At 65.3% G+C, this 12,310-nt stretch carries 11 protein-coding genes; 4 read left to right on the forward strand and 7 right to left on the reverse strand.

What is annotated here, in order from left to right; all coding sequences use genetic code 11:
• Positions 1 to 93: 93 nt before the first annotated feature.
• Positions 94 to 606, reverse strand: a complete 513-nt coding sequence (gene dut, locus QRN45_RS06390) for a dUTP diphosphatase (protein WP_284762715.1) — start codon at positions 604 to 606, stop codon at positions 94 to 96.
• A 108-nt stretch (positions 607 to 714) separates the two neighbouring features.
• Here dut and QRN45_RS06395 point away from each other — a divergent pair, with 108 nt between their 5' ends.
• The gene (locus QRN45_RS06395) at positions 715 to 1,215 is read left to right on the forward strand and encodes a DUF3093 domain-containing protein (protein WP_241708308.1); all 501 of its coding nucleotides are present in this window, start codon (positions 715 to 717) and stop codon (positions 1,213 to 1,215) included.
• Here the strand turns inward: QRN45_RS06395 and QRN45_RS06400 are convergent.
• The gene (locus tag QRN45_RS06400) at positions 1,212 to 1,511 is read right to left on the reverse strand and encodes a DUF4193 domain-containing protein (RefSeq protein WP_078105507.1); all 300 of its coding nucleotides are present in this window, start codon (positions 1,509 to 1,511) and stop codon (positions 1,212 to 1,214) included. The two genes, QRN45_RS06395 and QRN45_RS06400, sit on opposite strands and share 4 nt — an antisense overlap.
• Before the next feature lie 285 nt (positions 1,512 to 1,796).
• Here QRN45_RS06400 and sepH point away from each other — a divergent pair, with 285 nt between their 5' ends.
• Positions 1,797 to 3,179 (forward strand): septation protein SepH, encoded by a 1,383-nt coding sequence (gene sepH / locus QRN45_RS06405; protein ID WP_284762716.1) that lies wholly within the window; start codon positions 1,797 to 1,799, stop codon positions 3,177 to 3,179.
• A gap of 23 nt (positions 3,180 to 3,202) precedes the next feature.
• Here sepH and QRN45_RS06410 read toward each other — a convergent pair whose 3' ends face one another.
• The 4 genes from QRN45_RS06410 to QRN45_RS06425 form a co-directional block, all read right to left on the reverse strand.
• A complete protein-coding gene (locus tag QRN45_RS06410; protein ID WP_241708310.1) occupies positions 3,203 to 3,919 on the reverse strand; it encodes a thymidine kinase in 717 nt (238 codons plus the stop codon).
• The gene (locus tag QRN45_RS06415) at positions 3,912 to 5,141 is read right to left on the reverse strand and encodes an alkaline phosphatase family protein (protein ID WP_284762717.1); all 1,230 of its coding nucleotides are present in this window, start codon (positions 5,139 to 5,141) and stop codon (positions 3,912 to 3,914) included. Before QRN45_RS06415 ends, QRN45_RS06410 begins: the two co-directional genes overlap by 8 nt.
• On the reverse strand, positions 5,141 to 5,869 hold the full coding sequence (locus tag QRN45_RS06420) for a DUF5998 family protein (protein WP_078105511.1): 729 nt from the start codon (positions 5,867 to 5,869) through the stop codon (positions 5,141 to 5,143). Before QRN45_RS06420 ends, QRN45_RS06415 begins: the two co-directional genes overlap by 1 nt.
• Before the next feature lie 66 nt (positions 5,870 to 5,935).
• Positions 5,936 to 8,629, reverse strand: a complete 2,694-nt coding sequence (locus tag QRN45_RS06425; RefSeq protein ID WP_284762718.1) for a bifunctional acetate--CoA ligase family protein/GNAT family N-acetyltransferase — start codon at positions 8,627 to 8,629, stop codon at positions 5,936 to 5,938.
• A gap of 54 nt (positions 8,630 to 8,683) precedes the next feature.
• Between QRN45_RS06425 and QRN45_RS06430 the strand changes: the two genes are divergently transcribed.
• Positions 8,684 to 11,221, forward strand: coding sequence for a DNA gyrase/topoisomerase IV subunit A (locus QRN45_RS06430; RefSeq protein ID WP_284762719.1), 2,538 nt, complete (start codon positions 8,684 to 8,686; stop codon positions 11,219 to 11,221).
• A gap of 56 nt (positions 11,222 to 11,277) precedes the next feature.
• On the opposite strand, the gene QRN45_RS06435 is transcribed toward QRN45_RS06430, so the two are convergent.
• Positions 11,278 to 11,658 (reverse strand): VOC family protein, encoded by a 381-nt coding sequence (locus QRN45_RS06435; protein WP_241708314.1) that lies wholly within the window; start codon positions 11,656 to 11,658, stop codon positions 11,278 to 11,280.
• 125 nt (positions 11,659 to 11,783) lie between these two features.
• On the opposite strand from QRN45_RS06435, the gene QRN45_RS06440 reads away from it, so the two are divergent.
• Positions 11,784 to 12,302 (forward strand): DinB family protein, encoded by a 519-nt coding sequence (locus QRN45_RS06440; protein ID WP_241708315.1) that lies wholly within the window; start codon positions 11,784 to 11,786, stop codon positions 12,300 to 12,302.
• Positions 12,303 to 12,310: the final 8 nt, after the last annotated feature.

The raw sequence follows: 12,310 nt of genomic DNA on the forward strand, positions 1-12,310 counted from the left end.
TAGTGGTCTACCCCCAGTAAACCGCAGACTGCCCGTCAACTCGCGGGCAGCATGGCAATCAGCTCCGAACGGCGCTGATTGTCGAGGTTGTTGCTAGCTCACGGCCGGCGCGAAGCCTCCGGTGGATCCAAAGCCGCCGGTGCCGCGCGAGGTGTCGGACAACTCCTCCACGGAAACGAACTGCGCATACTCGACGCGCTGGATCACCATTTGAGCAATTCTATCGCCGCGCTTGAGTTCGATTGCCTGGTTTTTGTCCGTATTCAAAAGCGTCACGGAAATTTCACCTCGGTAGCCGGCATCAACCGTCCCGGGAGCATTCACTACGGTGAGCCCGTGCTTGGTTGCCAGCCCTGACCTGGGGTGGATGAGGGCGACATAGCCGTTTGGAAGTGCGATGGAGACGCCTGTTGCTACGAGCTTCCGCTCTCCCGGAGCGAGCAACACGTCCGCGCGGGCGCGCAAGTCCGCGCCTGCGTCACCGGGGTGCGCGTAGGACGGCGCTTCCAAATCGGCGTCGAGCATTTTCAGTTCGACCTGAAGGGTCGGCGCACCGTATTCGGCGGAGGTGTCTGCTGGGTTGGCTACTGCTGTCTCGTTGCTCACAGTCACACATTCTATCGTCCGCGGGATACTGCCACGATTGCGGTCGGAGGGCAGCGCGCGGCAAAGGCGCGTTATTTCCCGGGGGCCCAGTCCCGATAAGCTGGTGGCATGCCTGAATCGACTGCTTCCGTACCCGTGCCGCACCATTCCTCAAGCGAATCGGGCGTCCTGTATACGGAAAAGCTCCGGCCCTCCCCCTGGATTTGGATTGTCGTGGTGGGCTTCTCCGCCGCCGGCATCCTCATGTTCGCGCCGATCAGCATCACCGCGGGCATTATCGCCGCGCTGGTTCTCTTCGCCATCACCACCGTCTTGCTGGTGACGTCCACTCCCTCGATCGTGGTGGACCGGGACACCGTCCAAGTGGGACGGGCCAGCATCCAGCGCGAGTTTGTCGGGGCCGTCACCGCCTTCCGCAAGGACGAAGCCACCGCGGAGCGGGGCGTCCGGCTCCATGGACTGGCGTTCCTGTGCCTCCGCGGCTGGATTGATCCCGTGGTGCGCATTGAAATCACCGACCCCGCGGACCGCACTCCGTATTGGCTGACCTCCACCCGCCACCCCGACGAACTGGTGGCAGCATTGTCGAAGCAGGGCTCCCGAAGCTAGCTTTCGCATTCCTTGCAGTACAGGTGCCCGTCCTTCTCCCGCGCAATCTGGGAGCGGTGCTTGACCAGGAAGCAGTTGAAGCACGTAAATTCGTCCGCCTGCGGCGGGAGCACACGGACCAGCAGCTCTTCGCCGGACAAGTCAGCCCCGGGGAGCTCGTAGGCATCAGCCAGATCAGTCTCATCGATGTCAACAGCCGATGACGACTGCTTCTCCGTGCGGTGCGACTTGAGTTCCTCGATCGAGTCCTCGGTGTCTTCTTCCGTCTTCCGAGGGGCGTCGTAGTCCGTTGCCATGGTCCCTTCTTCGTTCTCCCTTGTGCTTCACGCAGGGCTTGCGGTCCTGTCGGCCGGAACCTGCTCCGGTCTAAGGATGTAACGCGGCAGGCTGCATTTTTGTGCCCGATACCGGGCAGATTGTCCTCCAGGCAGACCAGGATGTCCATACCCTCCTGGCGGCCGCCTGAACGGGAGAATGCCGGAAAATCGCGGAATATCGCGGCGCGCCCTTTGTCCTAGTAGGAAAAGGCCTTACCGGGTGGCAGAGTTTCGAATGTCAGATAGGCCATGGTGGAGGATTTTATGCGGGATCTACGGCTGGTTGGCGTCCACGACGACGGCGGACATCTTCTGTTGAGCGGTACCGGCGGCGAGATGTTCCAGCTTCCGATTGATGAGGCGTTGCGGGTTGCAGCGAGCCGGACACCTGCCCAGGTGGCCGCACGTGCCTCCATCACGCCCGTCGCCATGTCCCCGCGTGATATTCAGTCACGCATCCGCAGCGGTGCTACGGCCGCGGAGGTGGCGGAGCTGTCAGGGCTCCCGCTCGCCAATGTGCAGCGGTACGAAGGTCCTGTCCTTGCCGAGCGCGAATACATCGCCCAACAAGCCCGCAAAGTCGAAGTCGCCGCCCCTGCCCCCGGCCAGGAAACCTACCGCGCGGCGTTCGGCGACGAACCTGCAAGCCTCGGCGAAATGGTTGCCCACCGGCTCACTGCCCACGGGATCGACTCTTCGGCGGTGGAATGGGACTCCTGGCGCCGGACCGACGGCACGTGGACCGTCGTCGCGCGCTTCGAGACCAAGCCGGGCAGCCTGGAGAGCATCGGCGAAGAGCCGCCCGCGATGTGGACGTTCCATCCCGCCCGCAAATCCATCCAGAACGCCAACCGCTGGGCCCAGCAGCTCAGCGAACTGGAACCCCTCGATGGACCAGTACCGGCGCGACGGCTCACGGCCGTTTCGGACCGGCCTTTCGACTTTGAGGCCGACGCCGGAACCGCCGCCCGTGTGGCCGCCGCGGCTGCCACCAAGGAAGCCGACGGGCTCCTGGACATGCTGCGCTCCCGTCGCGGACAGCGGCTGGGACTGGACGAAGACAGCGACGACGCGTTGGCGCTGCTGCTCAGCAGTGGCGTTCCCGCTGCGCATCCGCGGGCCGGCGACGTCGAAGACGGATCCGCTGACAGCGAATCAACTGACACGGAGTCAGACGACACGGAGGAGCAGGCAAAAGCCGAACCCGCTCCCAGCCGCCGTGACGCTCGCGCATCCATGCTGTCCCGGCTGAGCCTGGCCCCGAAGCATGATGACGACGAAAACGACTCCCTCCATCTTCACGATGGGGTCAGCACGAATACCAGGGAAATCACGGTGGTTCCGGGTCCGCTGCGCCCTGTGACCCTGCTGCGCGGCAGGAACGACGACGACGACCGGGCCGGCAATGATGCCCGGACCGGCCGCGACGAATCCCAAACCCAGGAAGCGCCCGCACCGCGGGCGGGTCTGGACGAACTGCTCGGCGGAGCTCCCCGACGGGAACGCGAAGAGCCGAAGCCCACCCCCTCCGGCCAGAAGGATGAAGAGCCTTCAGATGCCGCAGTGGCCGAGCGCCAACCGTCACGGCCCAAGCGCTCCAGCATTCCGAGCTGGGATGACATCCTCTTCGGAACCCGCGGAGACTAGGAAGCTTTCACTTCGCGGCAGCTTCAGCTGGCGCCGCGCCAAAGGCAAGCGTCGACGTCGAACGGCAGCAACTGATCGCGGCTCGCCATGAGGTTGGCCCCGTGTGCCGTGACCCGGCGCATGTAGTGCCTGCGGCATAGGGTCTCGTATCCGACCACCGGGTGTGACGCTTCGGCTTGCGCCGGGGCAGCCTCGGCCCGGCCGGCCTCCATGGCAACGTCGCCCACCACGACCTGCTCGCCTTCGACCACCATGATCCCGTCCACGGTCCGCGCGTTGTGGGTTGCCCGGCGGCCGCACCAGCAAAGCGCCTCGACCTGCAGTACCTGGACCCTGTCGGCGAGCTCCACGAAACGCTGGGATCCGGGGAAAAGACGGGTGCGGAAGTCGGACGTGATTCCGAAAGCGAACACGTCTACGCCCATCTCATCGACGACGCGCGCGAGTTGTTCCACTTGCTCCGGTGAGTAGAACTGGGCTTCGTCGCAGATGAGGTAGTCCACCGTGAGGCCTGTGGTCCGGCGTCGGACAACCTCGTCCCAGAAATCCGTCGTGTCGATGACTTCCACCGCGTCGGTCCGGAGTCCGAGCCTGCTGGAGATGACGGAACCGCCGGCACGGTCGTTGCAGCTGAAGCGGACCCCGCCCCGGCCGCGGGCACGGTGGTTGTAGTCCATCTGCAAGGCAAGGGTGGACTTGCCGCAGTCCATGGTTCCGGAGAAGAAAATGAGCTCAGCCACGGCGGCCCTTGGGACCTCCGGCTTGGAAGCATAGCAGCGGAACTTCGCGTTCCGCCTTGGTCAGCGAACCGTGCTGCCCCACCACTTCCAAGGCAGTTGGACGGACGCGGCGGACGTCGTAGAGCGCCAAGGCATCCTTGGCGGCGATCATGACATCCCCGATCCGGCGGGAAACTTCCGGCCGAAGGACCCCGAAGAGTCCTGCTTCAAGGGCCTGCCCGCGGGTGAAGGCCCAGATCCGATCGCCGAAGCGGGCGCGCCAGGCATCCAACACGGCTTCCCGCTGGAGCTCCCCGGCGTCGGGTTCGAAGTACAGGTGAACCATGCGTGGCTCGCCTGCGGTGTGCCGGACCCCGGCAATCAGGGCGGGATCGGCCGAGTAGTCGATGCGCTGCGACTCCGGGACGTCCACCATCCCGTGATCGCCGGTGAGCAGGATGGTAGTCCCCGCGGGCAATGCGGCAGAGAGCCTCTTGACCGTTGCATCCAATTCCTCGAGCTGGTGCTCCCAGCGAGCGGAGTGGCAGCCGTAGCGGTGCCCGGCTTTGTCCAGTTCGTTGACGTAAAAGTACATGAGCGAACGGGTTCCAGCCGCCATTTCCTCCCCCGCCGCTGCCGTCCGGGCATGGGGCGAGCTGCCGCCCACGAACCTGCTTCCCCGGAGCGCCGCGCGGGTCATCGGTGACGCGCCGAATTGCGGCAGGCTCACGGTGACGACGTCGGCGTCGGCCGCCACGCGTTCGAAAATTGTGGGAAACGGCTGCCAGCGCAGGGGGTCGACACCGGCGTCCCAGTTGCCGAGCAGGTTGACTACCTTGTCCTGGTCGGGATCCAGGACGTCATAGCCCACCATGCCGTGTTCGCCCGGCGTACGGCCGGTTCCAAGGCTCGCCAAGGACGATGCCGTGGTGGAAGGAAAAGCCGCGTCAAGCCACGCAGGGACGGCTCCCTGTCCCGCGTTCGCTATCGACCTCAGGAACGGAGTGTGGGCGGCCTTCTGCTTCAGGAGGTTGCGCCCCAGTCCGTCTGCGAGGACCACGCACACGCGTTGCGACGAAGGCAATTGCAGCTTGTTTTCGAAGCCGGGCAGGCCCATGCTCGCTGCGGCGCTGGTGAAGACCTCGGCGATCGATTTGTTGCCGTACAGCGGCGCAGCGGGAAGCTCGGTGACGGCGCTGGAAACGGAGACGGTGTCCTGGGCGATGGGTTCCGACGTCGCCATCAGCGCTGGTGCCCGCGGCTGAGCCTGTTGCCGAAGACGCCCGAGCGGAGCCGCGGAGCGGACATCATGCCGGGGTGGACCGAGGGCCCGGGAGCGCCTGTGTTCACAGCCCGCAGGGCCCGGGCAAAGACCTTCGCGTCCTGGACAGCCCTGGGTCCGTCGGCCTCGGAGCTGATCCGCAGCACGATGTCCTCCTGGGAGATGGTGCCCGTGTACCCATGGTCGGCTTCGCACTGGGGATCGCCGCAGCTGGCGGGGCCCACGTCCAGGCGTTGGCCACCTGACCAGGCAATGGACAGGGTGAGCTCCCTGACGGGGTCGCTCGGAGTGTAGTTCTGTGGCTGCGCATACATGTAGCTGAGGACCACAGAGCGGATTTGTGCCACGGGCACGGACTCCGTGGAAATCTGGGCGACGATCTGCTCTCCGGCTTCGTCGAGCTGCTGGTCGTCGACGTGGGTGATCACCAGCATGTCTTCGGTGAGGACCAGGACCGTGATGTGCCGCCGGACCTCGGCCCGGTCGAAATGCGTTTCCAAATGCACCAGATGCGCGAGGCAGTCACGCCCGTCCAAGGCATCGGCTACAACATCGGCAACAAGGACAGGGTAGAAACCTGCCCGTTGAAGTGCCTGGTCCAGGCTCTGCCCCTGCGAGCTGTGGTTGTGTGCTGCATGGTGCCCGGTGGTAGCCGGACCGGACGGAGGCGTCGGGGACTTCGAGCTCATTCCCCCATTTTCACAGATCGGCTGGGGACTTCATAACTGTCCGTCCTCCGGCGGTCAACTGCCAGGTCAGCTGAGCATCGCGCGGCGGGCACTGTCTGTGCGCTGTGCGGCGTTCCCGATCCACACCTCGGCGGCAAGGATTTTCGCGCCCTGCGTCCCGGCCAGGACGGGATTGAACTCCACGAGCGCGATTTCGGGGTGTTCATCCTTGAGCCGGACCAGCCGTGCTCCCAGGTCTTCGAGGGCGGCCACGTCCACTGCCGGCAGCCCTTGGTATCCGAACAGTTTCAGGGAAGCCCGGGGCGCCCTGATGAAGTCGTGCAAATCAGTAGTAGACAAGGGCGGCACCCGGTGCGCCCAATCGTCCAGGAGGTTCACGGCGTCACCCGCCAGACCGAAAGAGACCACGGGCCCGAGGAGCGGATCCTCGATGGCCCGGAACGTGCAGGCCTGTCCCACTGGAACCATGGCCTGCACCTCTATGGCGGATGAACCGTAGGGTTCGAGTGCACGGCGCATCTGCGCGATATTGCGCCGAAGCGAGTCCGCATCCTCGATGTCCAGACGCACCCCTCCCAGGTCCAGGCGGTGTCGAAGGGCGGGATCCGTGGTCTTGAGCACCACGGGCCAGCCAAGCCGTTCGGCGGCGGCTACCGCTTCGTCATCGCTCTCGAACACGGCCGACGGCACCACGTTGATGCCGTAGCGGGACAGCAGCGCGGCCGCTTCGCCGTCGTCGAGCCGGATCAATTGCTCCCCCGGGACGGAGGACAAGAGCCGTGCGATGTGTTCGCGGGTGCCCTCGCGGTCGCAACCCGCGGGCTCCACGAAGATGCCTTGGTCCCGGTCCAGCCATTTTGCGTACCGGACCACGGCCGCCAGGGCCGCCACTGCGCTGCCCGCACTGGAATAGCAAGGCAGTGCCGGGCCGGACTCTCCGCCGGGAGCGATAACTCGGTCCAATTGCACGGACGTGTCGAGGATCCCGGTGAATGCTGCCACGACGGGTTTGCCGGCCTCTGCCGCACATTCGGAGAGCACTCCCGCGATCGCGTCCATCGTGAGGCTGCGGGACGGGACCATCGCCGCCACCACGGCATGCACGGCATCGTCCGCAAGTGTCTTCCGGAGGCTGCGCCGCAGCCCTTCCCGCGCTGCGGACATCCCCGCGTCCAGGTCCACGTCGGTGACGATCCGGTCGACGACGAGTCCCTGCGGCGCCGCATTGTCCGCCACGACCTTCCCGAAGGCCGCTGAATTGCTGTAGACGGCGAGCGCCGGGCCCTTGGGCAAGGGCTGGCTGGAAACGATCTGCGCCACGTCCATGAGCTGTTCGATGGTTTCGACGGCAATGACCCCGGCTTGCCGCATCATCGCGTCCAGGGCTGCCACGGGCGCGAGCGTGGTCCTGACCACGTGCCCCGGGGGAAGGCGAAGACCGGTGACGTCCGATTTGGCCACGATGACAGGCTTGCTGCGCGACAAGCGCCGGGCCAGCCGGGAGAACTTGCGGGGATTGCCGATCGACTCCAGGTAGAGTCCGACGGCGGAGGTGTCGGGATCGTCTTCCCAGAACTGCATGACATCGTTGCCGGAGACATCGGCGCGGTTGCCGGTGGAGAGGAACGAGGAAAGACCCAGGCCGCGGCGACTTGCGGCGGCGTAGACGGAAACGCCGATGGCCGCTGACTGCGTGAACAGCCCCAGTCCCCCGCGCCCGGGCAGCTTCGGAGCCATGGACGCGTTCAGCGAAACCTCCGGGTTGGTGTTCACGATCCCCAACGATTCAGGGCCGATCACGCGCATCCCAGAGGACCTGGCCCGGCGCACGAGTTCCCGCTGCTTCCGCAGCCCCCGTTCGCCGTCGTCCGCGTACCCGGCTGTGGCGACCACAAGGCCTTTGACCCCGGCTGCACCGCACTCGTCCACTACTTTCGGAACTTCTTCGTACGGTACTGCGATGACTGCGAGCTGCACCGGCCCGGGGACCTCGGCGATCCGGGCGAAGGACTTCATCCCGGCAAGTTCGAACGCCTCCGGGTTGACGGCGTAGACCGCGCCTTTGAAGCCGCCTTCCACGATGTGCTCAAGCAACTGGTGGCCGATCGTCCCCCACTTGCGGCTGGCACCCACCACGGCGATCGACGACGGCGCCAGCAAGTCGCGCACGCTGCGGGCCTCGGCGCGGTGTTCCCGGGATTCCATGACGGCCAGGGATTTTTCGGTGGGGTCAATGTTGAAATCAACGCTCACCACGCCGTCGTCGAATTTGCGCACCAGCTCGTACCCGGCGTCCGCGAACACGCGGAGCATTTTGCGGTTCTCCGGCAGGACCTCGGCCATGAAGCGGCGGATGCCGTTCTCCCGGGCGGCCGCAGCCAAGTGTTCGAGCAGGATGGAGCCGATGCCCCGGCCCTGCTGGACATCGGAAATGTTGAAGGCGACTTCGGCCTCGGTCGGGTCATCCAGCCGGTCGTAGCGGCCGACGCCGACGATCTCTCCACCGATGGTGATGACGAACGCCACCCGGTCTTTATGGTCCACTTCGGTGAAGCGGTGCAGTTCCTTGGTGGAGAGTCTCGGTTTGAACGAGAAGAACCGCATATAGATGGAGGTCTCGGACTGCGCCGCGTGGAAAGCCTGGAGCGCGTCGGCATCCCCGGGTGAAATTGGTCTCAAGTGGGCCGTTCCGCCGTCGCGAAGCACGACATCGGCCTCCCAATATTCCGGATATACGCCGGCGCCGGGCTGATCCACCATAGGCTTAGCCTAGCTAAGTCTTCCGCAGTACACGTTTAAGGATCCACCGACTCCATGGCACGCAGCCAAAGTCCCTCCCGCGCGAACGCGGCCTCGGCCGCCCTCGACGGGGACTTCACCGAGAACATCATCGATATCGACGTCACTTCCGAAATGGAAGGCTCCTTCCTGGAGTACGCGTATTCGGTGATCTATTCCCGCGCGCTCCCCGATGCGCGCGACGGCCTCAAGCCCGTTCAGCGACGCATCCTGTACATGATGAGCGACATGGGCCTGCGCCCGGACCGCGGGCATGTGAAGAGCGCCCGCGTGGTGGGCGAAGTCATGGGAAAGCTGCACCCCCACGGTGATGCAGCCATCTATGACGCCATGGTGCGCATGGCACAGGACTTCTCGCTGCGCTTGCCCCTGATCGACGGCCACGGCAACTTCGGTTCGCTCGACGACGGCCCGGCAGCACCGCGTTACACGGAAGCACGGCTCGCCGCGGCAGCGATGACGATGACCGAGCACCTCGACGAAGACGTGGTGGACTTCGTCCCCAACTACGACAACCAGCTCACCCAGCCGGATGTCCTGCCCGCGGCCTTCCCCAATTTGCTGGTCAACGGCACTACTGGCATCGCCGTCGGCATGGCCACCAACATGGCTCCCCACAACCTCGTGGAAGTCATCGCGGCCGCCCGGCACCTCATTGCCACTCCGGACGCGACGCTGGAAGACGTCATGCGGTTCGTGCCCGGCCCGGACCTGCCCACCGGCGGCCGGATCGTGGGACTCGACGGAATCCGCGATGCCTATGCCACCGGACGTGGTTCGTTCAAGACCCGCGCCAAGGTGGAGATCGAGCAGCTGACCGCGCGCCGCACCGGCCTGGTGGTGACCGAGCTCCCCTACATGGTGGGTCCCGAGAAGGTCATCGAGAAGATCAAGGATGCCGTCAACGCCAAAAAGCTGACCGGCATCAGCGATGTGATGGACCTCACCGACCGCAAGCACGGGCTGCGGCTCGTGATCGAGATCAAGAACGGCTTCAACCCCAACGCCGTGCTGCAGCAGCTCTACCGGTTCACCCCGATGGAAGACTCCTTCGGCATCAACAACGTGACTTTGGTGGACGGGCAGCCTCAGACTTTGGGCCTGCTCCAGCTCCTGCAGGTCTATGTCGGCCACCGCCTGTCCGTGGTGCGTCGCCGCACTGCTTTCCGCCTGGGCAAGAAAAAGGACCGCCTCCACTTGGTGGAGGGCTTGTTGATCGCGATCGTCGACATCGACGAGGTCATCCAGATCATCCGTTCCTCCGACGAGGCATCGGCGGCCCGCGAACGGCTGATGTCGATCTACGACCTGTCAGAGATCCAGGCCAACTACATCCTGGAACTCCGCCTGCGCCAACTGACCAAGTACTCGCGGATCGAACTCGAGAAAGAACAGGAAGAACTGCGCCGGGAGATCGCCGAGCTCGAGGCGATCCTGGCGTCCGACGTGCTCCTTCGCGAGCTGGTGTCCGGAGAATTGGCCGAAGTGGCCGAGAAATACGGCACCCCGCGGCGCACTGTCCTCCTCGAATCAGAGGCCGTATCTCCCACCGTCGCAGCGGCGCTCGCAGCAGCCGTCCCGGCCGGCAAGGGCAAGGCCGCCGCGCTCCCGCTCGAAATCCCCGACGACCCTTGCTGGGCAATCCTCAGCGCCTCCGGCCAGATCGCGCGCACCTCCAACCAGGAGCCGCTGGCCGAATCCGGCCCGCGGAGCAAGCACGATGTCTACCGCTCGGTGGTCAAGACAACCGCGCGCGGCGAGATCGGCGCGGTCACCTCGCAGGGCCGGATGCTCCGGGTACAGGTCATGGACATGCCGGCGCTCCCGCCCATGTCCGGCCTGCCCAATCTTGCCGGGGGCGTCGCAGCTAAGGACTTCATCACCCTGCTCAAGGGCGAATCGCTTGTGGCGTTCGTGCCGCTGGATGCCGTATTGGCCATCGGAACGGTCCAGGGCGTGGTGAAGCGCGTCCAGCCCGACTACCCGTTGAACCGCGAAGACTGGGAAATCATTGCCCTCAAGGACAAGGACGCTGTGGTGGGCGTGGAGCCTGCCCAGGACGACGACGTCGACCTCGTCTTCGTGACCCGGCTTGCGCAGCTCCTGCGGTTCAGCGCCTCCACGGTCCGGCCGCAGGGCCGCACCGCGGGCGGCATGGCGGGAATCAAGCTTGGTGACGGCGACGACGTCATCCACTTCGGGACGGTGCGCGCCACCGACCCTGCCGCCGTCGTCGTAACGATTGCCGGCAGCAACGGTGCGCTGCCGGGAACCGCTCCGGGTACGGCGAAGATCACCCCGTTCGAGGAGTACCCGGCCAAGGGCCGGGCCACGGGAGGCGTGCGGGCCCACCGCTTCCTCAAGGGTGAAGACACTCTGCTGCTCGGATGGGCGGGTCACGGTCCGGCGAAGGCGTCATCAAGCGCCGGCGTTGCCCGGTCCCTCCCGCAAGAGCACGGCCGCCGCGACGGCTCCGGTGTTCCCCTCTCCCAGCCCGTGGATGCCATCGGTGCGAGCATGGCGTGGGAAGAAGGAAACGCCGGGGAGAATTGACCGGAAGCCGCCGTTGACTGGTACGTCCCGGCTGGCCACGTCCTCGCTCCGCTGGCCTACATCGTCGCGATACTGATGATGTTTCCTTCCGAGTCGAGGAACCAGGCTCCCCTTTCGCCGTCCGGCAAAGTGGCTACGCCGTTTTCGGTCTTCAGGCCAGGGAAATCGTATTCTTCGAAAACGACTCCGCGCGTCCTGAGATCGGCCATGTCCTGGTCCAGGTCCGTGCTCTGGAATCCCAGTTGGGTGTTCTTGGCGGTCCCGGCGTTGGGCGTCTCGTAGAGCAGGAAGGCTGTGCCGTTGGCGCACTTGTACATCAGGTTGTCTTTGGCCTCCGGATTATCCGGTTCAAGACCGAGCTTGTCACGGTAGAAGTCGCGGGCGCGGGCGATATCGCTGGCAGGGAGCACACCGGCGACGTTTAGATCCTTAAGCATGGCAATTTCACTTTCCAGGCTTCCCCAGCACCTAACTTTACTCCTGATCGGGCTGATCAGACCGGGGACGTACTTCCCTCCGGGCAGTGCGACCGGATCAGGAATCCGGGCCCTAGACTACTGCCATGCCGATCATTCCTGATGACAAGGACTGGACCTGGGTCCTGTCCACGCCGTGTCCCGAATGCGGCTTCGACGCCGCCACCGTCACCCCGTCCACCGTCCCGGGGACAGTCCTCAACATGCTGCCGCGGTGGCGGGCCGTTCTGCGCCGGGAAGACGCGTCCACCCGCCCGGACGAGCACACATGGTCGCCATTGGAGTATGCCTGCCACGTGCGGGACGTCTTCAGCCTGTTCGACCAGCGCCTGAACCTGATGCTGCGGGAGGACGACGCCCACTTCGCCAATTGGGACCAGGACAAGGCCGCGATCGACGGCGACTACGCCAACGCGGACCCGGCGGAAGTGGCTGCGCAGCTGGCCACCGAGGGCACCCAAATTGCCAACTCCTTCGCCGCTGTCCACGAGGATGAGTGGCCCCGCACCGGGGTCCGCAGCAACGGCTCCACCTTCACCGTGCTGACATTCGCCCAGTACTTCCTGCACGACGTCGTCCATCACCTCCACGACGTGGACGGCTAGGCGCTGCG

This window comes from Arthrobacter sp. efr-133-R2A-63, assembly GCF_030209795.1.
Taxonomy (GTDB): domain Bacteria; phylum Actinomycetota; class Actinomycetes; order Actinomycetales; family Micrococcaceae; genus Arthrobacter; species Arthrobacter bambusae_A.

Excerpts from the sequence above, each read along its gene's own strand:
- QRN45_RS06395 (WP_241708308.1), top strand. The coding sequence starts at position 715 with ATGCCTGAATCGACTGCTTCCGTACCCGTGCCGCACCATTCCTCAAGC.
- QRN45_RS06400 (WP_078105507.1), bottom strand. The coding sequence starts at position 1,511 with ATGGCAACGGACTACGACGCCCCTCGGAAGACGGAAGAAGACACCGAG.
- sepH (WP_284762716.1), top strand. The coding sequence starts at position 1,797 with ATGCGGGATCTACGGCTGGTTGGCGTCCACGACGACGGCGGACATCTT.
- QRN45_RS06415 (WP_284762717.1), bottom strand. The coding sequence starts at position 5,141 with ATGGCGACGTCGGAACCCATCGCCCAGGACACCGTCTCCGTTTCCAGC.
- QRN45_RS06420 (WP_078105511.1), bottom strand. The coding sequence starts at position 5,869 with ATGAGCTCGAAGTCCCCGACGCCTCCGTCCGGTCCGGCTACCACCGGG.
- QRN45_RS06425 (WP_284762718.1), bottom strand. The coding sequence starts at position 8,629 with ATGGTGGATCAGCCCGGCGCCGGCGTATATCCGGAATATTGGGAGGCC.
- QRN45_RS06430 (WP_284762719.1), top strand. The coding sequence starts at position 8,684 with ATGGCACGCAGCCAAAGTCCCTCCCGCGCGAACGCGGCCTCGGCCGCC.
- QRN45_RS06435 (WP_241708314.1), bottom strand. The coding sequence starts at position 11,658 with ATGCTTAAGGATCTAAACGTCGCCGGTGTGCTCCCTGCCAGCGATATC.
- QRN45_RS06440 (WP_241708315.1), top strand. The coding sequence starts at position 11,784 with ATGCCGATCATTCCTGATGACAAGGACTGGACCTGGGTCCTGTCCACG.